The sequence below is a fragment of the Pedobacter roseus genome (genome assembly GCF_014395225.1).
Classification (GTDB): domain Bacteria; phylum Bacteroidota; class Bacteroidia; order Sphingobacteriales; family Sphingobacteriaceae; genus Pedobacter; species Pedobacter roseus.
The window spans coordinates 2,187,166-2,207,271 of record NZ_CP060723.1; the positions used below are offsets into that span (position 1 = coordinate 2,187,166).

The window sequence follows — 20,106 nt, forward strand, 5'->3', positions numbered from 1 at the left end:
GGTTAAGAAATCGCGTTCATTTCAAAGGTAACAATTTACGGCAAGGGGCATTATATTCATGAATAAAAATTTAATTTTGCAGCTTACAGAACATACATGAGCCATTTCAAACAAACAGTAGCTTTAAAAGATGTAAAATGCTTTGCCCTTCATGGTTATTATTCAGAGGAGCAACTTATTGGAAATCATTTTGTTGTAGATTTAGAAACAGAATTTCTACCACAGGGTTTTGATGATGAGCTGGGACAAACCGTTAATTACGAGGACCTGAATTACATCATCCTTGAAGAAATGCAACATACACAAAAACTTTTGGAAACGGTTTTGAAGAATATTATTTCAAAAGTGATCGAATTGTATCCTTTTGTAAATACCGTAAACGTGAGCATGAAGAAATTAAATCCTCCTATGCCTGGCCAAATCGGGCATTCTTTTGTTAAACTAACTTACACATCAGCCAAATAAAATGAATTTTACCAAGATAAATCCTGAAATTTTAGCAGAAATTAAAGCTGCAATAGGAGCAGATAAGGTTTTTACTGATGCCGAAAGTTTAGAAAATTATAGTCATGATGAAACGGAAGATTTACACTATCAGCCAGAAATCGTAGTGAAACCAAATTCTACGGAGGAGGTTTCAGCCTTATTAAAAATCTGTAATGCACATCATGTTCCGGTAACGCCACGCGGTGGTGGTACAGGTTTAAGTGGTGCTGCTCTGCCGATTTATGGTGGCGTTTCCTTATCAATGGAAAAATTTAAAGCCATTATCGATATCGATACCGAGAACTTACAGGCAACGGTTGAGCCGGGTGTAATTACAGAAGAATTTATCAATGCTGTAGCCGAAAAAGGACTTCTTTATCCGGTTGATCCAAGTAGCAAAGGTTCTTGTTTTATTGGTGGTAATGTGGCACATGGTTCTGGTGGACCAAGAGTGGTGAAATACGGAACGATACGTGAATATATCCTGAATCTGGAAGTGGTTTTACCTAATGGTGATATCATCTGGACGGGTGCAAATACTTTAAAATACGCATCAGGTTATAATTTAACGCAGTTAATGATCGGTTCGGAAGGGACTTTAGGCGTAGTAACTAAAATCGTTACTAAATTATTACCTAAACCAACACAATCGGTTCTAATGATGGGCTCTTTCAATACAAATGAAGATGCCTGTGCAGCTGTCTCAGCAATTTTTAGGGCAGGGGTTACGCCATCTGCTTTAGAGTTTATGGAAAGGAAAGGCGTGGAGTGGGTAATTAAATTTGACGATATAAAATTCGATTTAAAAGATGATGTTGCTGCATTGTTGATGATAGAATTTGATGGTGATGATTTAGATGATATTTTCAAAAACTGCGAAAAAACCAATGTGGTTTTAGAAGAGCACAGCTGTACGGAAGTTTTGTTTGCGGATACTGCTTCTCAAAAAGAAGAACTTTGGCGGATGCGCAGAACCATGGCAGAATCGGTAAAATCCAATTCTGTATACAAAGAGGAAGATACCGTTGTTCCTCGCGCGGCTTTGCCTAAATTAATCAGCGGAATAAAAGAAATTGGCACAAAATACGGTTTCGAAAGTGTTTGTTATGGCCACGCCGGTGATGGAAATCTGCATGTAAACATCATTAAGGCTGGAATGAGCGACGAAGACTGGAAAAACAAACTCAAATTCGGCATTTCCGAAATATTTGAATTAACCACGGCATTAGGCGGTACATTATCCGGTGAACATGGCATTGGCCTGGTACAAAAAGAATTTATGCCGATCAAATATTCCGAAATTCACCTCAATTTAATGAGGGGCATTAAAAATGTTTTTGATCCAAATGGAATATTAAACCCAGGCAAAATTATGCCTGAAGAGCTAAAGAAGTCAAGTTTTTAAAACTTGACTTCTTACCCTAGTTGCTCAAAACCCAGCATTTTCTGTTTTTCTTCTTCTGGAATAGCGGTGGGTTTACCCGTAGCATAATCAACCGCAATGCAAACGGTTTTGCCTTTACTGCAAATTACTTCTTCATTTCCTTTTAGTTTAACAATCTGATAATCCAGGTCAAAACTGGTATTGCCAATCCTCGATGTTTTCACATGAATGGCGATTTTATCATTCATTACAATCGGTAGAATATAATCAAGTTCTGCGTGGGCAATCACGATTCCGGTTTTCTTCCAGTCCCATTTTATAATTTCTTCCCAATATTTGGTTCTGGCAATTTCAAGGTAAGTAAAATAGATAGAATTATTTACATGACCCATCATATCGAAATCAATAAAGCGCAAATGGATATTGGTTTTATAGTTGAATTTGTCTGAAAAAGCCTTTATGTCTGTCAATTTGTCTTTCGATTTAGATTTATTTTGCCAAAATGTCTTAAAAATCATAAATATTTGGATTGGTATATAAGTTGAATAGGATGAATTATCAATTTAAAAATTAAAAAAATAAAGAATAAGCGATATGACATTAGTAAATTTTAACAACAGAACCCGTAACACAGCTCCTTACTTTAACAATGTTTTTGATTCATTGTTTAGTGATGCAGTAACTAAAAACAAAATGGTTGATAAATCGCCAAATGTAAACATTCATGAAAATGAAGCTGCGTATGTTATTGAGCTAGCTGCTCCGGGATTAAAAAAAGAAGATTTTCAGATTAATTTAAAAAAAGACACGCTTTCTGTTTGGGCAGAAGTTAAAAAAGACGAAACCCAGGTAGCTAAAGATTTTACACGTAAAGAATTTGATTACAGCTCATTTGCAAGGTCATTTAATTTACCTGATAGTGCCGATGGTGATAACATTACTGCTGAATATAAAGATGGTATTTTATCGATCAACATCAGCAAAAAAGACGATGCTAAATTACAACATAAAGAAATTGTAGTATCGTAATAAAAATATTCTCATAAGAGGATTTTTCATAATAGTTTGGTTTAAGTTTAGGTTTTATAAGGTTAATGCCGGATGGCATTAACCTTATTTTGTTTAGTACCTTGGTTCATTGGTCATTACTTCATTTGTGATCAGTTTTATTTATGGAAATTAGACAATGAAACCAATTTACAATTGAACTAATGAACCATTTTCGTACTTTTGCGGCATGGAGAGAGAAATTCTGGATACAAAGCGTAAAGCACTTAAAATAAACCTTGACCCACGAATTTACGGCACCTTTGCTGAGATAGGAGCGGGACAGGAAGTTTCGAGAAACTTTTTTAATGCTGGCGCAGCATCCGGAACGGTTGCCAAAACGATGTCGGCTTACGACATGACTTTTAGTGACGCCATTTATGGAGCAGAAAGTAATGGCCGTTATGTAAGTCAGAACCGCCTTTTGCAGATGCTCGACCATGAATTTGGCTTGCTTAATGAGCGTTTATCGGGCGAAAAATACGAAAGCCGTACTTTTTTTGCTTTCGCTGATACGGTTACTACCCTGAATTATAAACGTACAAACGAGCCTCATGGCTGGGTTGGTATTCGTTTTCAGAGCGAACCGGGTGGTTCACCAAATGAGATATTTTTTCACGTACGTTTGTTGGATACGGATGTAAATATGCAACAACGTGTTTTGGGAATTATTGGTGTAAACTTACTTTATGCCGCTTTTTACCATTATCAGGATCCAAAACTAATGGTAGAATCGTTAGCTGATAATTTAACCATCGGATCAGTAGAAATCGACCTGATTTCGGTTAAAGGTCCGGCATTTCCTGAGGTGGATAACATCTTGCTTAATCTGTACATGATTATGAAAGATTTTTCTGCAGCGGCCATTTTCGATGCAGATGCTCATCCACGTCAGGCCAAAGATCTTTTATACAAGAAAGATATCATGATTTTACGTACCAAATATGGTCAGAAATCATTGCCTAACTTTAATTTATTCAATAAAGCTACCGATCAGTTTAAACGTACAAACAAGGTAGAAGAGGGGAACCTCGCCGTAATGATTGAGGTTCTGTTAACCAACGTTTTAACAGATGGACAAGAAACCCCTGATGATATCGATCTGGAAACAGTAGCTAAAAGAGCACAGGAAATGTGCGATACGGGTAACATTGTGATCGTATCTAACTTTACACGCCACAATCGTTTAGCGAAATATCTGGCAAGGTGCAAACCTAAAAGTGTTGGCTTGGCAACAAACATCAACAACTTAAAATTTGTATTCAATTCTAAAAATTTTACGGGCGAAAACTATTCGGGTCAGTTATTAAGCTATGTGAACGATATGTTTAATACCAATGTGCGGCTATTTGCTTATCCTTTCCTGGATAAAAAAACCAATCAGGTAATTACCACAGCCAATATGCCGGTTACACCAGAGGCAAAACCTTTATTCGATTTCCTCTTGATAAACGGATATATTACTGATATTAAAGATTATAGCGAGGACGAGGTGAAGACGGTGTAAATATTAATCTAACAAGCTTCGTCATCTCGACCGAAGTGCAACGTAGTGGAGAGATCTATCAACGCAAATTTTCATCATTAGAAAATTAGAGTCTGCATAATTATTGAGATTCTTTACTGCATTCAGAATAATAAGAAGAGTTTAGTTTATTTATCGCCGTAATGACCAAGTGCTGAGACTATAGTAACGGTAACGATGTTTTCTTCTATTTTATAGATCAATCTATCTTTCCTGTTGACCTGTCTTGACCAATAACCTGATAAATCAAATTTAAGTCTTTCAGGTTTTCCAATTCCCGTTTCAGGATGCTCTGATAGTTCTATGAAAATTTGGTTTTATTCGCTTAACTGAAGCTTTGTCTCCGGATTTGTAATGTAATTCTAGATCTTTTTTTGCAAGTCTCTCAATTTCTATAAAATACTTTCCCATATATTATTAGGATCTTTAATTCTCGTTACATTGCCTTTTTCTGCACTGGCAGCTCTTGCTTTAATTTTTGCTACAAATTCCGGATTGTAAGGACTTTCTTCTTCTTTTTGAAAAGAAACATCTAAAGCTTTTAAAACAGCTTCGATTGCAGCTTCTTGTTTTTTGTTTTTAGGATGTGCGATTATAGTCATAAAAATTATTGTATAATCAAAAATACGAAATTATTTAGTCAACTTTTCAATTACCTGTTTATAGCTGTCGCTTACCGGCAATTCTTTATCATCAATAAATAAAGCATTTTTTCTAATGGATGTTATTTTATTAATATTTACGATATACGATTTATGGATCCTTTCAAAATAAGCGGGCAGTTGTTCTTCTATACTTTTCATACTCATACGCACCACCGCGGCTTTTGGACTTGTAGAGGTATGGATCTGGATATAATCTTTAAGTCCTTCTACGTAAGTAAGCTCGTTAAAACTAATCTTCATTAAACTGTAGCCCACATTTACAAACATATAATCCTGTTTGGGTAGATTGTTATGTTCTGCTGATTGTTTGAGTTCGTAAAGATCTTTTGCCTTATTACAGGCCTTCATAAAACGATCGAGCGATACCGGTTTCATTAAATAATCCACCACATCGAGTGCAAAGCCATCCAAAGCATATTGTTTATATGCCGTAACAATAATTACCATTGGTTTTTTAACCAAACTCTGAATAAATTGTAAACCCGTAATGCCCGGCATCTGGATATCGATAAAAATAAGGTCTATCGATTGTTCCTGCATTATTTTATTGGCAGCAAAAGCATCATCACAACTGGCCACCAATTCTAAAAAAGGAATACGGCTAATGTTGTCAGCCAGTAATTGCAGGGCTAAAGGCTCATCATCAATGGCTAAACATTTTATCATACTGTTAATTTTAAAGTGAGGTAAACATTAAACCAGCCATCTTTTTTCTCAATTTCAAGCTGATGTTCTTTGCCATAAAGTAAATTTAACCTTCTGCTTACATTTGCAAGGCCAATGCCCGATGCAGCATCTTTTACCTCAGTCTCATCTTCGCTATATTTATTCCTGACAGTAAAGGTTAAAAGTTCGTTTTCTGTTTTTAAATCGACAAAAATCTGTGGTTTTTCGATCATCCCAACACCATGTTTAAAAGCATTTTCAATAAACGGGATCAGTAACATGGGTTCAATCTCATCAAACTCACTTTCGATATCAATGTTCGTTTCTATAACTACTTTTTTGCCGAAACGCTGTTTTTGCAAATCAATATAAGCCTGCAGGTACTCGGTTTCGGTTTTGATTGATACTTTTTCTTCATCGGTTTCATAAAGCATATATTGCATCAAACCGGATAATTTCATCACCGTTGGCTCTAATTCATTGCTTTTAAGCCTTACCAGTGCTACAATATTATTTAAAACATTAAAAATAAAGTGTGGACTGATCTGTGAACGTAAAAATGAAAGTTCTGTTTTCATGTTTTCTTGTTCGCGTTGCAAAGCTCTTTTCTCCTCGTTAATCCTGTCTGAGATCATGGTAAAGGCGGTACTGGCGGCAATGGTTAATAAAAATGTAGGTGTATTAAACCAAAGTGTACGGCCAAGGTTGAAATCAAAATCGGGCAGTAAAATTCTGAATAATATAGAGTGAATGGTAATGGCTAAAAGTAAACAGCCAATAAACGATAAGCCATACCACAAATATTTCTTTCTGTAAAAAAATGATGGAATTAAAACCTTATGATTTAAATAAAATATAGCAATCCAATAAAAGTAACTGATGAAATTTAAGCGCAGGAACTGGTTTTCTTCGTAACTGCTTAGCGGGTGAGGAGGACGGCTTCGGTTAACATTAATAATATAAGGCAAAGTGATCAAAACCACCCATACCAGAATATGCAGGGTAATTTTTATCCACTTTTTGGAGAAATTAATCGTCATTATTTTTTCTTTGGCGCTTTGCATCGCTAAGTTATTATTAATTATGTTTTTACGCTTTGTCACGCTGAATTAATTTCAGGGATTATGTTAAAATGCTTTAAGATCCCCGCCTGCTCGGGGATGACGAGCGCGCTAGCCCTAGTGCTGATCGCTATTCGTATCTTAATGCATCAATCGGATCTAAATTAGATGCCTTTTTTGCTGGATAATATCCAAAGAAAACACCTGTGATGGCACATACAACAAAGGAAATAATGATCGAAGATTCTGCAATTAAGATGGGCCAGTTTAAGAAATAGGAGATGAGATATGCTGAACTTACCCCCAATATCACGCCGATAATTCCGCCTGTGATACTGATTAAAATGGCCTCTATTAAAAACTGCATTAAAACATCTTGTCCGCGGGCACCAATCGACATGCGTAAACCAATTTCGCGGGTACGTTCGGTAACCGAAACATACATAATATTCATAATCCCTATACCGCCAATAAATAGTGATATACCAGCAATAGCAGTTAAAAGAACGGTAAGCATACTGCTTGTAGAACTAATGGTACTGATTAATTCAGCCTGTGTACGTACCTGAAAGTCGTCGGTTTCTGCCGCGGTTAACCTGTGGCTTTCTCTTATGGCATCCGAAATTTCGGTTGTGGCAGCTGCGCTCGAAGCTTCAGTTGTTGCAGAAGCATAAATACTTTGTAAATAATTGGTCGCCGTAATTCTTTTTTGTACGGTGGTGAAAGGAGCAAGGATAATATCATCCTGATCCTGACCAAAATTACTCTGTCCTTTAGGCTCTAAAATACCGATTACCTGAAAAGGGATATTTTTAAACCTGATGATCTGCCCGATCGGATTGCTTCCGTCAGGAAATAAATTATCAATTACGGTTTTACCCAACAGACAAACCTTGGCGAAGCTTTTTACATCATTTTCAGAAAAAAGAATCCCATCCTGAAGTTTTAACTGGCGGATATTCAAATAATCAGGACTTACCCCGGTAATGGTGGTTGGCCAGTTATAACCACCTTTAATGGCCTGTCCGCTGGTAGAGACCACTGGAGATAAACCGTTTATATTTTTAGATTGCAACTTTTGAATTGCTGTAATATCTTCCAATTTTAAAGTCTGAATGCTGCTTCCCTGCAAACGCACACCACCAGGTTCATTGCTTTGGGGCATTATGGTAATCATATTAGAACCCATTCCTGATAATGAAGACCTGATACTTTGTTTTGAACCTTCACCAATCGCCATCATGGCAATTACCGCGGCCACCCCGATAATGATACCGAGCATGGTTAAAAAAGCACGTAGCTTATTTCTTTTTAATGCCCTGAAGGCAATCTTTAATAAATTTATAATGCTCATGATCTTTTCAAATTAGTAATCGTCAGATTCTGGTAAATTGGCAAGTGCCTCTCTGGCCGAACGTTGATTTTGGTTAATGCTGTCCTTTTGGATTTTTCCATCGCGAAGCATAATCGTTCTGGTGCTAAAAGAAGCGATATCAGGCTCGTGTGTAACGAAAACGATTGTTTTTCCTTCTGCATTCAATTCCTGCATCAAAGCCATAATCTCATAAGAGGTTCGGGTATCCAGGTTTCCTGTAGCTTCATCTGCCAAAATCATCACCGGGTGATTAACTAAAGCCCGGGCGATGGCTACACGCTGTTGCTGACCACCAGAAAGCTGACTTGGGGTATGATCAAAACGTTCAGCAAGTTTTACCGATTCGAGCGATTTAATGGCCCTTTCTTTGCGTTCTTCAGCCGTAATGGTTTTATTGTAGAATAAGGGCAATTCAACATTTTCCAGTGCCGATGTTCTGGGCAACAAGTTATAAGCCTGGAAAACAAAGCCGATTTTGGTATTGCGCAAACCAGCCAGTTCATCACGGTTTAAGCTTTTAACATCAACACCATCAAGCAGATAACTGCCCTCAGTAGGCTTATCTAAACAACCCAGAATGTTTAAAAGCGTCGTTTTACCCGAACCACTACTGCCCATAATGGTTACAAATTCGCCGGCCTTGATATCAAAAGTGATGCCTTTTAAAGCCCTAACAGTTTGATCTCCCATTACAAACTCACGTTTTAAATCGTGTATATCTAATATCTTCTGTTCCATTATTTCCTTCTGTTACCGCCTGGGCGTTTTGGCATAAAAGGACTAGATTGACCTTGTGCTGCCGCCTGACTTTTACCCATGCTTTGTGAACCTGTAATTACTACATCTGCCGCTGCTAATCCTGATAAAACTTCAACATGTGTATTGTCGTTTATACCAGTTTTAATTTTCTTCTGCACCAGCTCTTTCGGGCTTTTTTGTACCCAAACATAAGCTTCATCGGCGCCGGCCGGTTTTCTGTCTGGATTAACCCAGGTCATTTGATATTTACCAGCTAAAGTTGAATCCGGAGCAAATTTTATAGCTTTGGTAGGGATCAGCAGTGCATTGTTTACCTCTTTTGTGAAGATGGTGATGTTTGCTGTCATACCGGGTTTTAACTTATTTGCATCATTTGAAGTATTAATAATGGTTTTATAGGTAACTACATTTGATGAAATGGACGGACTTAACCTGATCTCCTGAATGGTTCCTTTAAATGTATCGTTTAGAAAGGCATCAACAGTAAATGTTGCTCTTTCTCCTTTTGAAATATCGCCTACATCTGCCTCATCTACAGAGGCTTCAACTTGCATTTTGGTAAGGTCTTTCGCAATACTGAAAATGGTTGGTGTGCTAAAGCTTGCCGCTACGGTTGTTCCTTCACTAACACTTCTCGAAAGCACGGTTCCATCAATGGGAGAGTAAATACTGGCCAGTGACAGGTTCTTTTGAGCAGAAGCAAGTTGAGCCTTAATGCTGTTAACAGATGCTTTTGAAGCATTATAGGTATATAGTGCATTATCATAATCTGCTTTGCTTACCGCACCAACTTTATACAAATTACTTTGACGGCTGAAATTGCCCTGCTGGTAAACCAATGCACTTTGAGCGCTAACCAGGTTGGCCTGATATTGGTTTACAGTCGCTTCAAACAAGGTTTTATCCAATTCGGCAAGCAGCTGTCCTTTTTTAACCTTCGAGTTAAAATCGGCATAAAGCGTTTTAATGGTTCCCGAAACCTGGGTACCTACAGCCACCGTATCAACCGGTTGCACTTTACCTGTGGCGGTAACATTTTCTGAAATATAACCCATTTTAGGTTTTTCGGTTTCGAGAACAACCACCTGTTCTTTTTTACGCAGCGCGAAGTACCAAACCGCAAACAATGCAACTGCGATACCGATGATAATAAATATTGTTTTCTTTTTCATGATTCAAATATTAAGTAGACTAGGCGGTAGCCATCATCATGTATTTTAGTTAGTAATAGGAACTCCTGTATAAAAATTATAGATTTTAGTGTAGAGGCTTGCTGTATATTTTGCCTGAACAAATGCCTGTAATGCCTGCACATATAAGTTTTTCTGTTGCAGGTTTTCTACAATGTTGTTGGTACCTTCTTTTAAAGCCGCATTCGAAATGCGCAAAGCCTCGCCAGTATAGTTAAACTGCTCTTGTGCAGCGGCATACTGGCTGTTTGCATTTTGTACGTTGATGTATGCACGTTCTACATTTTGTGTCAATGTTGTTTTGGCATCTAAAAGTGATAAACGGGCCTGCTCAATACCAATGTTTGCCTTAGCAACATTTGTTTTGGTGACTTTTCTATCAAAAATCGGAATGGAAAGTGTCAACCCTAAGTTTTGATAAAAACTATTATTTAACTGGTATCCATAACCTCCAATATTATTATTGTTATAGCCCGTATTTAGCGATCCGCCTAAACTCAGTGTAGGGCGTAAGGTTGATTTGGCCTTTGCCAGTTCAGTGGTTTGAAGCTGGATATTCAATTCACCGCTTTTAATTTCCGGACGGGTGCGTAATGCCTGATCTTGTGCTGAAGCCAAATTATTCAATGCAGGGGCTACTGCAACGGTATCAGTTGTACTTACTTCAAAAGGCGTAGCTGTAGGAATTTGTAACAGTTGTTTTAAGGTTAAAATATTCTGCTGTAAAGTATTCTGCGCTGTAACCAAAGTATATTTATCATTGGCATAAGTAGCCTGCAACTGCAACAGATCTTTTTTGGCAATGGTTCCAAATTTAAATTGCTGTTCTGATTGTTTAACCTGGGCTTCGCTGGTGGTTAGAAGATCTTTTAAATAGGTGATATTTTCTCTGGCTAACAGAATATTCAGATAAGCCTGGGTGATGGAGATGGTAATATCGTTTTTAGCTGCTTCTACCGATAGATTTGCAGTTTGCAGGCTAAGTTCTTTAGACTTGATGTCATTTTTTAAATAACTTCCATTGTAAAGCGTCATATCAGAACTTAAGCCAAAACCACTGGTATTTTGCAAACCGGATTTATAATTGGTGATGGCTTGTGAAACATTTCCCGATAAATTTGGGAGTACAGCGGCTTTTGAAGCAATTAAGTTTTGCTCAGCCGTTTGAGAACTCAGCTTTAAGGTATTGATGCTGATGTTTTTTTCTTTGGCGTACCCGATAGCCGTTTTCAGATCCCAAATTTGTGGGATATCCTGAGCTTTGGTTTTGAAGCCCGCACCAAGCAAAATGAGTACGACAATATATTTAATGTATCTGCTCATGGCGAATAAATTTTGTGTCTATAGAACTATTGAACACAAAAATATATCCGATTAAGGCCACATTTTAACAATTGAGACCAATGCAGAGAATACTGCGACGAAAGGTTAAAACTTTGAGATCAGTTGAAATCGGACTTTAACCAAGAAGTAGGACACTTTGTGTTTTTGGACAAAAAATAACACACATGCCTTAGATATTTTCAGGTGAGTTAGGTTGTGAAAAAAATAATTGAACCACCTGAGAACTATGCGCACCAAAAAGATACAATTGTTTTTGTGCCTTCGTGGTCAAAAATTAATGCGCTATAACAGCCGAACCGGAAGATGCTTCAACCTCACTGGTGATAAACCTTCTACCAATTAACAAACAAAATAATGCGATAAAAGCTGCAGCTGTCATTACCAATGGCATCGGTACAACTGAATGTTCACTAAATAAACTTACCATTACAGAGGCTAGGGCACCCAATCCCATCTGCAAGGCACCCATTAACGCAGATGCACTGCCTGCATTTTTGGTAAAAGGTGCGAGTGATAAAGCAGCGGCATTTGGGTTTATTAATCCTAAGCAGGCCAGAAACAACGCAATAAAACCTATTGTAGAATACAAGTTCAACCAGTTATTTAATGCGAAAATCAAGAAAATCAAACTGAAAACACATTGTGCAATTAATGCCCAGGTTACAATCTTTTTGCTCGTAAACCATTTTAAAATCAGGCTATTCACCTGACTTGAGCCTATAAATGCTACCGATAACAAGGCGAAAATCCAGCCATAACCTGTTTTACTTACTTCATAAATCTTCATAAATACCTGAGGGGAAGAAGATACATAAGCAAATAAACCCGAAAACGTGATGGAACTGATTAGTGCGTAGGTATAAAATTGAGGTTCTTTTAAAACGGTGTAAAAATTGGTTAAAATAGGTTTTGGTTTTAAAGAGTAGCCTGGATCAGGCTTATAACTTTCCGGTAATTTAAAAATAGAGGCCAGAAGCATTAAAACCGCCATCAAACCTAAAAACACGAATACATATTTCCAGCCTAATGCCGAAATTAAATAACCACCTGCTGTTGGCGCGAGCATAGGTGAAACAGCAATTACCAGCATTAATGATGCAAATACCTTAGGACTTTCTTCTACAGAGAACAAATCCCTAACCATTGCTACCGAAGCTACTGCTGTAGCACAGCTCCCGATGGCCTGTACAAAACGTAAAACAATCAATTGATTTACATCGGTTACAGCCAAGCATAAAAAAGAAGCAAAAATATACAGCGCTAAACCAAAGTATAAAGGTTTTTTTCTCCCAAATTTATCCAAAAGCGGGCCGTACAATAACTGACCAGCAGAAATCCCGATAAAAAAACTTGATAAAGAAAGCGCTACGGTAGATTCTGTGCTTTTTAAATCCTTTGCAATATCCACAAAACCAGGCAGGTACATATCAATTGAAAAGGGACCAAGCGCGGCCAGTGAGCCCAAAATAAGGATCAAGAAAAAGTGTTGTTTTTTAGCCATGAAGTTAACCAGAATTTGATGGCGCAAAGATTGGGAGATTTAAGTTCTTAACCTATTTTTAGCGTCGAGCGATTGTAAAAATCATCATTTTATGTTGAACTAATTTTACATTAGGGCAGATGCGTAATCTTTGTGTTATCAATGCTAAAAATAGAAGCCTCTTTATGCTAAAATCTGCGATTTATTTTTAGATTTATACTCTATGACTTTTAAGACGAAAGAAAGCCGTTTACTACTCATTCTGGGTAGCTTTTTTGTGGCCAATGCCATATTATCAGAGTTTATCGGGGTTAAATTATTCAGCGTAGAAGAAACGCTGGGCATTAAAAAGTTTGACATTAACCTTCTTGGTGTTCCTAATTTGTCATTTGTGATGTCTGCCGGTGTATTAACCTGGCCGATTATTTTCATCATGACCGATATAATAAATGAATATTTTGGTGTAAAACAAGTCCGCTTTCTGTCTGTCCTTACCTCAATTTTAATCGCTTTTGCTTTTTTGGTGGTATGGGGATCGATGCATTTAAGTGCTGCTGATTTTTGGGTACACCAGAATATAAATGGGGAAGACCTGAATATGAACAATGCTTTCGCCGGGATTTTTGGTCAGGGGATGTGGATTATTGTAGGTTCCATCACTGCATTTATTATTGGACAACTGGCGGATGTTTTGATTTTCCACCGGATTAAAAAAATTACCGGAGAACGAGCATTATGGTTGCGTGCAACTGGCTCAACATTGGTATCACAATTGATCGACAGTTTTGTGGTGATTTTTATTGCCTTTTATTTAAACCCACAATACCATTACATCTGGAAAATGGTCGCCGCAATCGGTTTGGTTAATTATACTTATAAATTTATTGTCGCCATTTTAATGACGCCAATTTTATATGTAGTACATGCCATTATAGACGGTTATTTAGGAAAAGACCTTGCCCACAAACTGATTAAAATGGCAGGTAGGGGATAATTTAACCAAATAATATAAAATATGAGATTAAACATTTTAATGCTCTTTGCTGTGCTTTCGTTATTGGCTTGTGCCAATAAAAACGAAGATAAAAAAGACCTTGATATTCAGGGTACGTGGCAATTGATTTCGGCTACCACTATTGATAAAGGAAAAAGTGAAACCACTGATTATTCAGGAAAACTGAAGATGATCAAGCTATTTAATAACAGCCATTTTGCTTTTCTGAAACATAGTCTTGATGCAAAAGATACGACCAGTTTTGATGCAGGTGGAGGAACTTTTGTTTTAAAAGGCGATGATTATACCGAGCACCTGGAGTATTATAAAAACAAAAACTGGGAAGGCAAATCCTTTAATTTTAAACTGGCCATTCATCAGGATACTTTAATCCAAAAAGGAGTTGAAAAAGTAGAAGCCGCAGGGGTTGATCGTGTGATTATAGAGAAATACATCAAGGTAAAATCTTAAGACAACTTATTTTACTTCATTTTATCTTACATTGTTTATAAAAAGAACATTTATTTGTTCTGATATAAAACATTTCTTATATTTGAGGTATGGGAAATGAGCTTTCGAAAAAAGAAATAGGTGAGCGTATTATAAATCTGCGTTTAAAAAAAGGATTTTCTCAGGATGATCTTGCAAAAAGTATTGGCATTTCGCGTCCATCACTAACACAGATAGAGTTGGGCAATAGAGGAATCAGTTTCAGTGAAATGCAAAAACTATCGGTTGTTTTGAGCTTTTCTCTGGATGACTTTGTATCTGAAAAATTTTACAACAAGCAGCATTTAGAACTTCCGTATGAAGCAGAGGAAAATATTTCTGAAGAGCGTATTTCTGTACCTACATTAAATATAATTAAGTTTAAAAATATTTTGCTTTACATATTGGAGCGTTGTTCTGGCAAACCCAATGTAGGCGAAACAGTACTGTATAAATTGCTTTATTTCTCTGATTTCAATTATTACGAATTATACGAGGAACATTTAACTGGTGCCAATTATAAAAAACTTCCTTACGGTCCCGTTCCTCAAAAACTGGATGCAATTATCGATCAGATGATTGAGCTTAAACAGCTTGAAAAAATCAAAACAGATTATAAAGGCTTTCCTCAAAAGCGATTTATACCATTAGAAAAAGCAGATTTAACAAGGCTCAAAGCCAGCGAAAAGGATGTAATTGATAAAGTAATCGATCAGATGAGCGATTGGTCTGCCAATGCTATAAGCGATTATTCACATAAAGATTTGCCTTGGGAAGTAACAGAGATCGGCAACGATATCAGTTACAATTTGGCTTTTTATCGCGAGTTGCCTTATTCGGTAAGGGTTTATGATGAGGAAGAAAATGATTGATTATGGTATTTGACTCATTAAACGAATTTGATAAAGACCTTAAAAAACTTTTAAAGCGATACCGTAGCCTGCATTCTGATTTAGAAGATATTAAAATCATTTTAAGGGTAAAACCTGATGAACGGAATCCTTTTAGTTTTCGGATAGATAATTTAGGTATTAACACCTGTGTAATTAAGATTAAGAAAATAACCTGCGATAGTTTAAAAGGGAAAGGAGTAAATACAGGCTTGAGATTAATTTATGCCTATTTTGCAGAAGAAAAGAAAATCATATTTATTGAACTTTACCATAAAACCGATAAGGCCAACGAAGATAAAGACAGGATTTTAGCACATTTTAAATAAAGGCAAAAGGTCGGACTCGCTCCGACCTTTATACTTAACAACAAAACAAATAAAAAAAATAACCTTAAAAAATAAATTATAGGCTTGCCAATTCTGCGGCAAAAACATTTTCACTCAATTGCTCTTGTTTGTAAATCTGTCTGCCGGTATAGGCAACAAAAACAGATTGATCTAAAAGCAAATCACGGTTTTTAATCAAACTTTCTAACTTAACGGTTCCAACCACATATTTATAGCTGCTGGCCGCATAACGCTCGCTGATGTTATCAAATTCCAATAAAGTAATCAGATCTTCATCTGCATAGCGCAAATAAACTTCTAAAAGAATTTCTTCTGTATGTTTTACCCCGTTTTCTGAATGGTATTTTTTATACTCATAACGGTAATCGTAACGTAAAGCCGCAATATCAGATAGTACAGCTGCACCAGTAGGGTGACCACCGGCACCTTTACCATAAAAGAACTGTTTATCTGCAAAAGCCGCCTGAACTGCAACTGCATTATACTCGTTTTCTACGTTGTAAAGAAAATCATCTTTAGCAACCAGTTTTGGCAATACGTAAGTCACAATGTCTTTTGTGTTTACTTTACGTGCTGTAGGTACCAACTTAATTTTAAAATTTTTCTCACGGGCATATTTAATATCATGCTGAGAAAGGTTCTGTATACCAATGTTTAAAATAGCATCAGGATTTACAAATAAACCATAAGCATGCGCGGTAGCAATAGCCAGTTTGTATTTCGGATCATAACCTCCCACATCCAAAATGGGGTCGGTTTCTGCAAAACCTAAATCCTGTGCCTCTTTTAATGCTGAATCGTAACTTTGGTTTTCATTAAATATTTTCGAAAGGATATAATTAGATGATCCGTTAAAAATACCACTCAGGGCATGGAACAATTCATTGTCGTAATACTCTTCCAGGTTACGGATAATTGGAATACTGCCGCAAACTGCGCCCTCGTATAAAAGGGAAGTACCATGTTCCTGCTGCAAATCAACCAATTCCTTTAAATGTGTCGCGATCATTTTTTTATTCGCCGAGACTACATTTTTCCCATTTTTTAAGGCTGTAGTTACAATTTCGTATGCAGCATCAGCATCATTGATCAATTCTACAATGGTATTGATCTCTGTGTTATTTAATATTTCGTTACGATCAGTTGTAAACAGGTCTTTGTTTAAAGTACGTTTCTTCCTTGGATCTTTTATCGCAATTTTGATAATCTCCAGGTTCAGGTTCTGGCTTTGGATAATATCCAATAAGCCTTGTCCTACAACCCCGAAACCAAATAAACCGATTTTTAAATTCTTACTCATTGTTATTTTGTGATTACACAGATAGGAGGATTGCACCGATACTAACTGTTCTTATTTTTGTAATTTGTTTTAAATTTTGTTTAGACATCCAATTCCTTACCTTCCGCCTTTATACCCTCAACCTCTCTAGGCAGTATGCTGCAATTTGATGATCTTTTTATCCCGACTTTCCTTGATAAAATTTCCGATTACATTGGTCAGGGCATCTGTTTCGATCAGGAAACCATCATGTCCATAATCAGAATGTAAAGCGGTAAATTCTGCTCTGGTAATATGATCAGCTAGATACTTTTGTTCTGATAGTGGAAATAAAACATCGTTTTCAATACCGATTACCAAGGTATTTGCGGTGATCAGTTTCAAAGCATCAGCAATACTTTTGCGGTTTCGGCCAACATTGTGGCTATCCATTGCTTTCGTTAAATAATAATAGCTATATGCATTAAAACGGTTAATCAGCTTTTCTCCCTGGTAATTCTGGTAAGAAGAAGAGCGGAAATTATCGGTTTTATCATTTACACTTTCTACCTGGGTACTTCCATAAGCGCTATAGGTTCTGTAACTTAATAGTGCAATGCTTCGTGCCGTTTTTAAACCTTTGCTGCCACCATTGGGTTGGTTTGCGTAAAAAGTTCTGTCGGTAGTAATGGCCAAACGCTGACTTTCGTTAAACGCGATACCCCATGGAGAATGGGCTGCATTAGTCGCAATTAAAATCAGGTTTTCGATTTTATTGGGTTCCGAAATGCTCCACTCAACAGCTTGTTGTCCGCCTAATGAACCACCAATTAACAGTTTTATATAATCGATGCCCAAATGAGTAGCTAACAACTGGTGTGCCGAAACCATATCGCGTATGGTAAACTGCGGAAACGAAAGGTAATAAGGCAGGCCATTTACCGGATTGGTATTCAGCGGACTTGTACTTCCATAATGAGAACCCAAAACATTTGCACAAACTATATAATGCTCCTCTGGATTGAACAAGGCATTTTCACCGAATAAACCTTCCCACCATTCAAAGACATCCGCATTAGCCGTAAGCGCGTGGCAAACCCAGATTACATTATCTTTATTGGCATTTAATTTACCATAAGTTTGATAGGCAATCTGCAGGTTGCGGATTTTTTTTCCGCTTTCTAATTTAAATTGTTTATTATAACTATATGTTGACGCAAAATTTCCCGAAGTAGATTTTACATTATCTTTTTTACTGTTGTGCATTTTGTAATGTTGTTGTTGTTAAAAAGCCCTTAATGGGGCAGAATCTAGGCTAATAAACTTTCAGTAGGAACCTGCGCGTTAATGGCTGCAAATGCCTGTTCGAAATCGGCTTTAATATCGTCGATATGCTCAATACCAACCGATACCCTTAATGCATTCGGTTTTACACCTGCGGCCAGTTGCTCAGCATCGCTTAATTGCTGGTGTGTAGTTGCCGAAGGCTGGATAATTAATGTTTTGGCATCGCCCACGTTGGCCAGGTGCGAAACCAGTTTTAAATTATCGATTACCTGTGTGGCGTTTTCTTTACTTCCTTCCAATTCGAAAGATAAAACAGCGCCAAAACCATTGCTTAAATATTTTTTAGCCAGATTATTGTATTTACTGCTTGCCAGGCCAGGATACTGCACTTCTTTAACCAGCGGATGGTTTTCTAACCAGGTGGCCAGTTCTAAGGCATTATCTACGTGGCGTTGTACGCGGAGCGATAAGGTTTCCAATCCCTGTAATAAAAGAAACGAATTGAAAGGTGATAGGGCAGGCCCTAAATCTCTTAGTCCTTCTACACGTGCCCTGATAATAAACTGAATATTACCAAATGGCCCGCCGATGCCAAAAACATCACTAAAAACCAAACCATGGTATCCTTCTGATGGCTCAGAGAACTGAGGGAATTTTCCATTGCCCCAATTGTAGTTTCCACCGTCAACAATAACGCCACCAATACTTGTTCCATGCCCACCAATCCATTTAGTAGCCGATTCTACCACAATATTAGCGCCGTGCTCCAATGGTTTAAACAAATACCCTCCTGCTCCGAAAGTATTGTCGACCACTAATGGAAGATCATATTTTTTAGCAATTGCAGCAATTTTCTCAAAATCAGGAACGCTAAATGCCGGGTTGCCAATGGTTTCCAGATAGATTGCTTTAGTTTTATCGGTTATTTTAGCTTCAAATTCCTCAGGCACGTCTGGATTTGCAAAATCAACATGGATACCCAAGCGTTTAAAAGCTACTTTAAACTGGTTATAGGTTCCGCCATAAATGTGAGTGGAAGAAACAATGCTGTCGCCTGCTTCTAAGATATTATTTAAGGCAATAAATTGCGCAGCCTGTCCTGATGCAACGGCTAAAGCCGCTACGCCACCTTCTAAAGCTGCAATTCGTTTTTCGAAAACATCATTGGTAGGATTCATGATCCTGGTGTAGATATTCCCAAACTCTTTTAAGGCAAATAGGTTAGCACCATGTTCGGCGCTGTTAAATCCATAAGAGGTAGTTTGGTAAATTGGAACGGCCCTTGAGCCTGTTGTTGGATCTATTTCCTGACCAGCGTGTAATTGTAAAGTTTCAAATTTATATGATGTTGACATGATTGCTATTTTATTTGTTGAACGATTAGATATGTTGGTTTAGGTTGATCCTAAAACCTGGCAGGGCGTATCCCGATTTCTCGGGACCTTCCAGTTTGAAAGAAACAAAAAAGGAAGATTTTTAAATTACTGTATGCAACAGCACATACAAGTAACCGCACGCATATCGCAACAAATAAAAGAAATAGAAAATTGTTCTACTTTTTTCGGTTTTGCACTGGGCTCGCTTGGCGATTGAAGATTTAATGTTTTCATCAGTTCTAATTTATATCTCCGAACAACACCTTGTTATCCGGTCAGGAATTGGCACCTTCTCTTTCTGAGGGTTGCCAGTGGGTCATCGAGCCAGTCTCTCGCCACTTCTTTATAAATCAACCCGTGAAGATTGACTTTTATTTAGCTTTCTGCCAAATAATATTTCAAATGTCTGAATTTAATTTTAATCCACAAAATAAAATTTTGATTTTAAATTAACTTCCTATAAATGAACTTCTTATTTTT

The 20,106-nt window shown here is 37.3% G+C and carries 21 protein-coding genes and 1 riboswitch; of the genes, 8 read left to right on the plus strand and 13 right to left on the minus strand.

Annotation, left to right across the window (positions count from 1 at the left end; all coding sequences use genetic code 11):
* The first annotated feature begins 96 nt into the window (after positions 1–96).
* Both H9L23_RS09065 and H9L23_RS09070 read left to right on the plus strand, forming a co-directional pair.
* Entirely contained in the window at positions 97–465 is a 369-nt protein-coding gene (locus tag H9L23_RS09065) for a dihydroneopterin aldolase (protein ID WP_187594652.1), read from the plus strand.
* Position 466: 1 nt separating this feature from the next.
* Positions 467–1,891 (plus strand): FAD-binding oxidoreductase, encoded by a 1,425-nt coding sequence (locus tag H9L23_RS09070; protein WP_187594653.1) that lies wholly within the window; start codon positions 467–469, stop codon positions 1,889–1,891.
* An 11-nt stretch (positions 1,892–1,902) separates the two neighbouring features.
* On the opposite strand, the gene H9L23_RS09075 is transcribed toward H9L23_RS09070, so the two are convergent.
* Entirely contained in the window at positions 1,903–2,340 is a 438-nt protein-coding gene (locus tag H9L23_RS09075; RefSeq protein ID WP_246474890.1) for an acyl-CoA thioesterase, read from the minus strand.
* A 124-nt stretch (positions 2,341–2,464) separates the two neighbouring features.
* On the opposite strand from H9L23_RS09075, the gene H9L23_RS09080 reads away from it, so the two are divergent.
* Together H9L23_RS09080 and H9L23_RS09085 are read left to right on the plus strand one after the other, a co-directional pair.
* Positions 2,465–2,899, plus strand: a complete 435-nt coding sequence (locus tag H9L23_RS09080) for an Hsp20/alpha crystallin family protein (RefSeq protein ID WP_187594655.1) — start codon at positions 2,465–2,467, stop codon at positions 2,897–2,899.
* A 208-nt stretch (positions 2,900–3,107) separates the two neighbouring features.
* Entirely contained in the window at positions 3,108–4,424 is a 1,317-nt protein-coding gene (locus tag H9L23_RS09085; protein WP_187594656.1) for a nicotinamide mononucleotide adenylyltransferase, read from the plus strand.
* 146 nt (positions 4,425–4,570) lie between these two features.
* Here the strand turns inward: H9L23_RS09085 and H9L23_RS26570 are convergent, their stop codons facing one another.
* From H9L23_RS26570 to H9L23_RS09130, 9 genes are all read right to left on the minus strand, one after another.
* A complete protein-coding gene (locus H9L23_RS26570) occupies positions 4,571–4,753 on the minus strand; it encodes a Txe/YoeB family addiction module toxin (protein ID WP_317175298.1) in 183 nt (60 codons plus the stop codon).
* 81 nt (positions 4,754–4,834) lie between these two features.
* Positions 4,835–5,044, minus strand: coding sequence for a DUF2683 family protein (locus tag H9L23_RS09095; RefSeq protein ID WP_187594657.1), 210 nt, complete (start codon positions 5,042–5,044; stop codon positions 4,835–4,837).
* A gap of 30 nt (positions 5,045–5,074) precedes the next feature.
* Positions 5,075–5,773: a LytR/AlgR family response regulator transcription factor gene (locus tag H9L23_RS09100; protein WP_187594658.1), complete on the minus strand. Its 699-nt coding sequence runs from the start codon at positions 5,771–5,773 to the stop codon at positions 5,075–5,077.
* Entirely contained in the window at positions 5,770–6,837 is a 1,068-nt protein-coding gene (locus tag H9L23_RS09105) for a sensor histidine kinase (RefSeq protein ID WP_187594659.1), read from the minus strand. Before H9L23_RS09105 ends, H9L23_RS09100 begins: the two co-directional genes overlap by 4 nt.
* 127 nt (positions 6,838–6,964) lie before the next feature.
* A complete protein-coding gene (locus H9L23_RS09110) occupies positions 6,965–8,188 on the minus strand; it encodes an ABC transporter permease (RefSeq protein ID WP_187594660.1) in 1,224 nt (407 codons plus the stop codon).
* A 12-nt stretch (positions 8,189–8,200) separates the two neighbouring features.
* Positions 8,201–8,947, minus strand: a complete 747-nt coding sequence (locus H9L23_RS09115; RefSeq protein WP_317175292.1) for an ABC transporter ATP-binding protein — start codon at positions 8,945–8,947, stop codon at positions 8,201–8,203.
* A complete protein-coding gene (locus tag H9L23_RS09120) occupies positions 8,947–10,140 on the minus strand; it encodes an efflux RND transporter periplasmic adaptor subunit (protein WP_187594661.1) in 1,194 nt (397 codons plus the stop codon). Before H9L23_RS09120 ends, H9L23_RS09115 begins: the two co-directional genes overlap by 1 nt.
* A gap of 45 nt (positions 10,141–10,185) precedes the next feature.
* Entirely contained in the window at positions 10,186–11,481 is a 1,296-nt protein-coding gene (locus H9L23_RS09125; RefSeq protein WP_187594662.1) for a TolC family protein, read from the minus strand.
* Between the two features lie 295 nt (positions 11,482–11,776).
* A complete protein-coding gene (locus tag H9L23_RS09130) occupies positions 11,777–13,003 on the minus strand; it encodes a multidrug effflux MFS transporter (RefSeq protein WP_187594663.1) in 1,227 nt (408 codons plus the stop codon).
* 202 nt (positions 13,004–13,205) lie between these two features.
* Here H9L23_RS09130 and H9L23_RS09135 point away from each other — a divergent pair, with 202 nt between their 5' ends.
* The 4 genes from H9L23_RS09135 to H9L23_RS09150 all read left to right on the plus strand — a co-directional run bounded on the left by H9L23_RS09135 (position 13,206) and on the right by H9L23_RS09150 (position 15,684).
* On the plus strand, positions 13,206–13,976 hold the full coding sequence (locus H9L23_RS09135) for a queuosine precursor transporter (protein WP_187594664.1): 771 nt from the start codon (positions 13,206–13,208) through the stop codon (positions 13,974–13,976).
* Positions 13,977–13,997: 21 nt separating this feature from the next.
* Positions 13,998–14,447 (plus strand): hypothetical protein, encoded by a 450-nt coding sequence (locus tag H9L23_RS09140; protein WP_187594665.1) that lies wholly within the window; start codon positions 13,998–14,000, stop codon positions 14,445–14,447.
* 89 nt (positions 14,448–14,536) lie between these two features.
* Positions 14,537–15,337, plus strand: coding sequence for a type II toxin-antitoxin system antitoxin SocA domain-containing protein (locus tag H9L23_RS09145; RefSeq protein WP_187594666.1), 801 nt, complete (start codon positions 14,537–14,539; stop codon positions 15,335–15,337).
* A gap of 2 nt (positions 15,338–15,339) precedes the next feature.
* A complete protein-coding gene (locus tag H9L23_RS09150) occupies positions 15,340–15,684 on the plus strand; it encodes a hypothetical protein (protein ID WP_187594667.1) in 345 nt (114 codons plus the stop codon).
* Between the two features lie 76 nt (positions 15,685–15,760).
* On the opposite strand, the gene H9L23_RS09155 is transcribed toward H9L23_RS09150, so the two are convergent.
* The 3 genes from H9L23_RS09155 to H9L23_RS09165 all read right to left on the minus strand — a co-directional run bounded on the left by H9L23_RS09155 (position 15,761) and on the right by H9L23_RS09165 (position 19,605).
* Positions 15,761–17,005, minus strand: coding sequence for a homoserine dehydrogenase (locus H9L23_RS09155; RefSeq protein WP_187594668.1), 1,245 nt, complete (start codon positions 17,003–17,005; stop codon positions 15,761–15,763).
* 126 nt (positions 17,006–17,131) lie between these two features.
* Positions 17,132–18,229, minus strand: coding sequence for a homoserine O-acetyltransferase family protein (locus H9L23_RS09160; RefSeq protein WP_187594669.1), 1,098 nt, complete (start codon positions 18,227–18,229; stop codon positions 17,132–17,134).
* Positions 18,230–18,273: 44 nt separating this feature from the next.
* Positions 18,274–19,605: an O-acetylhomoserine aminocarboxypropyltransferase/cysteine synthase family protein gene (locus H9L23_RS09165; RefSeq protein ID WP_187594670.1), complete on the minus strand. Its 1,332-nt coding sequence runs from the start codon at positions 19,603–19,605 to the stop codon at positions 18,274–18,276.
* A gap of 262 nt (positions 19,606–19,867) precedes the next feature.
* Positions 19,868–19,978, minus strand: a riboswitch (SAM riboswitch).
* Positions 19,979–20,106 lie beyond the last annotated feature (128 nt).

Coding starts and splice junctions, on each gene's coding strand:
- H9L23_RS09065 (WP_187594652.1), top strand. CDS start 97: ATGAGCCATTTCAAACAAACAGTAGCTTTAAAAGATGTAAAATGCTTT.
- H9L23_RS09070 (WP_187594653.1), top strand. CDS start 467: ATGAATTTTACCAAGATAAATCCTGAAATTTTAGCAGAAATTAAAGCT.
- H9L23_RS09080 (WP_187594655.1), top strand. CDS start 2,465: ATGACATTAGTAAATTTTAACAACAGAACCCGTAACACAGCTCCTTAC.
- H9L23_RS09085 (WP_187594656.1), top strand. CDS start 3,108: ATGGAGAGAGAAATTCTGGATACAAAGCGTAAAGCACTTAAAATAAAC.
- H9L23_RS09095 (WP_187594657.1), bottom strand. CDS start 5,044: ATGACTATAATCGCACATCCTAAAAACAAAAAACAAGAAGCTGCAATC.
- H9L23_RS09100 (WP_187594658.1), bottom strand. CDS start 5,773: ATGATAAAATGTTTAGCCATTGATGATGAGCCTTTAGCCCTGCAATTA.
- H9L23_RS09105 (WP_187594659.1), bottom strand. CDS start 6,837: ATGCAAAGCGCCAAAGAAAAAATAATGACGATTAATTTCTCCAAAAAG.
- H9L23_RS09110 (WP_187594660.1), bottom strand. CDS start 8,188: ATGAGCATTATAAATTTATTAAAGATTGCCTTCAGGGCATTAAAAAGA.
- H9L23_RS09115 (WP_317175292.1), bottom strand. CDS start 8,947: ATGGAACAGAAGATATTAGATATACACGATTTAAAACGTGAGTTTGTA.
- H9L23_RS09120 (WP_187594661.1), bottom strand. CDS start 10,140: ATGAAAAAGAAAACAATATTTATTATCATCGGTATCGCAGTTGCATTG.
- H9L23_RS09125 (WP_187594662.1), bottom strand. CDS start 11,481: ATGAGCAGATACATTAAATATATTGTCGTACTCATTTTGCTTGGTGCG.
- H9L23_RS09130 (WP_187594663.1), bottom strand. CDS start 13,003: ATGGCTAAAAAACAACACTTTTTCTTGATCCTTATTTTGGGCTCACTG.
- H9L23_RS09135 (WP_187594664.1), top strand. CDS start 13,206: ATGACTTTTAAGACGAAAGAAAGCCGTTTACTACTCATTCTGGGTAGC.
- H9L23_RS09140 (WP_187594665.1), top strand. CDS start 13,998: ATGAGATTAAACATTTTAATGCTCTTTGCTGTGCTTTCGTTATTGGCT.
- H9L23_RS09145 (WP_187594666.1), top strand. CDS start 14,537: ATGGGAAATGAGCTTTCGAAAAAAGAAATAGGTGAGCGTATTATAAAT.
- H9L23_RS09150 (WP_187594667.1), top strand. CDS start 15,340: ATGGTATTTGACTCATTAAACGAATTTGATAAAGACCTTAAAAAACTT.
- H9L23_RS09155 (WP_187594668.1), bottom strand. CDS start 17,005: ATGAGTAAGAATTTAAAAATCGGTTTATTTGGTTTCGGGGTTGTAGGA.
- H9L23_RS09160 (WP_187594669.1), bottom strand. CDS start 18,229: ATGCACAACAGTAAAAAAGATAATGTAAAATCTACTTCGGGAAATTTT.
- H9L23_RS09165 (WP_187594670.1), bottom strand. CDS start 19,605: ATGTCAACATCATATAAATTTGAAACTTTACAATTACACGCTGGTCAG.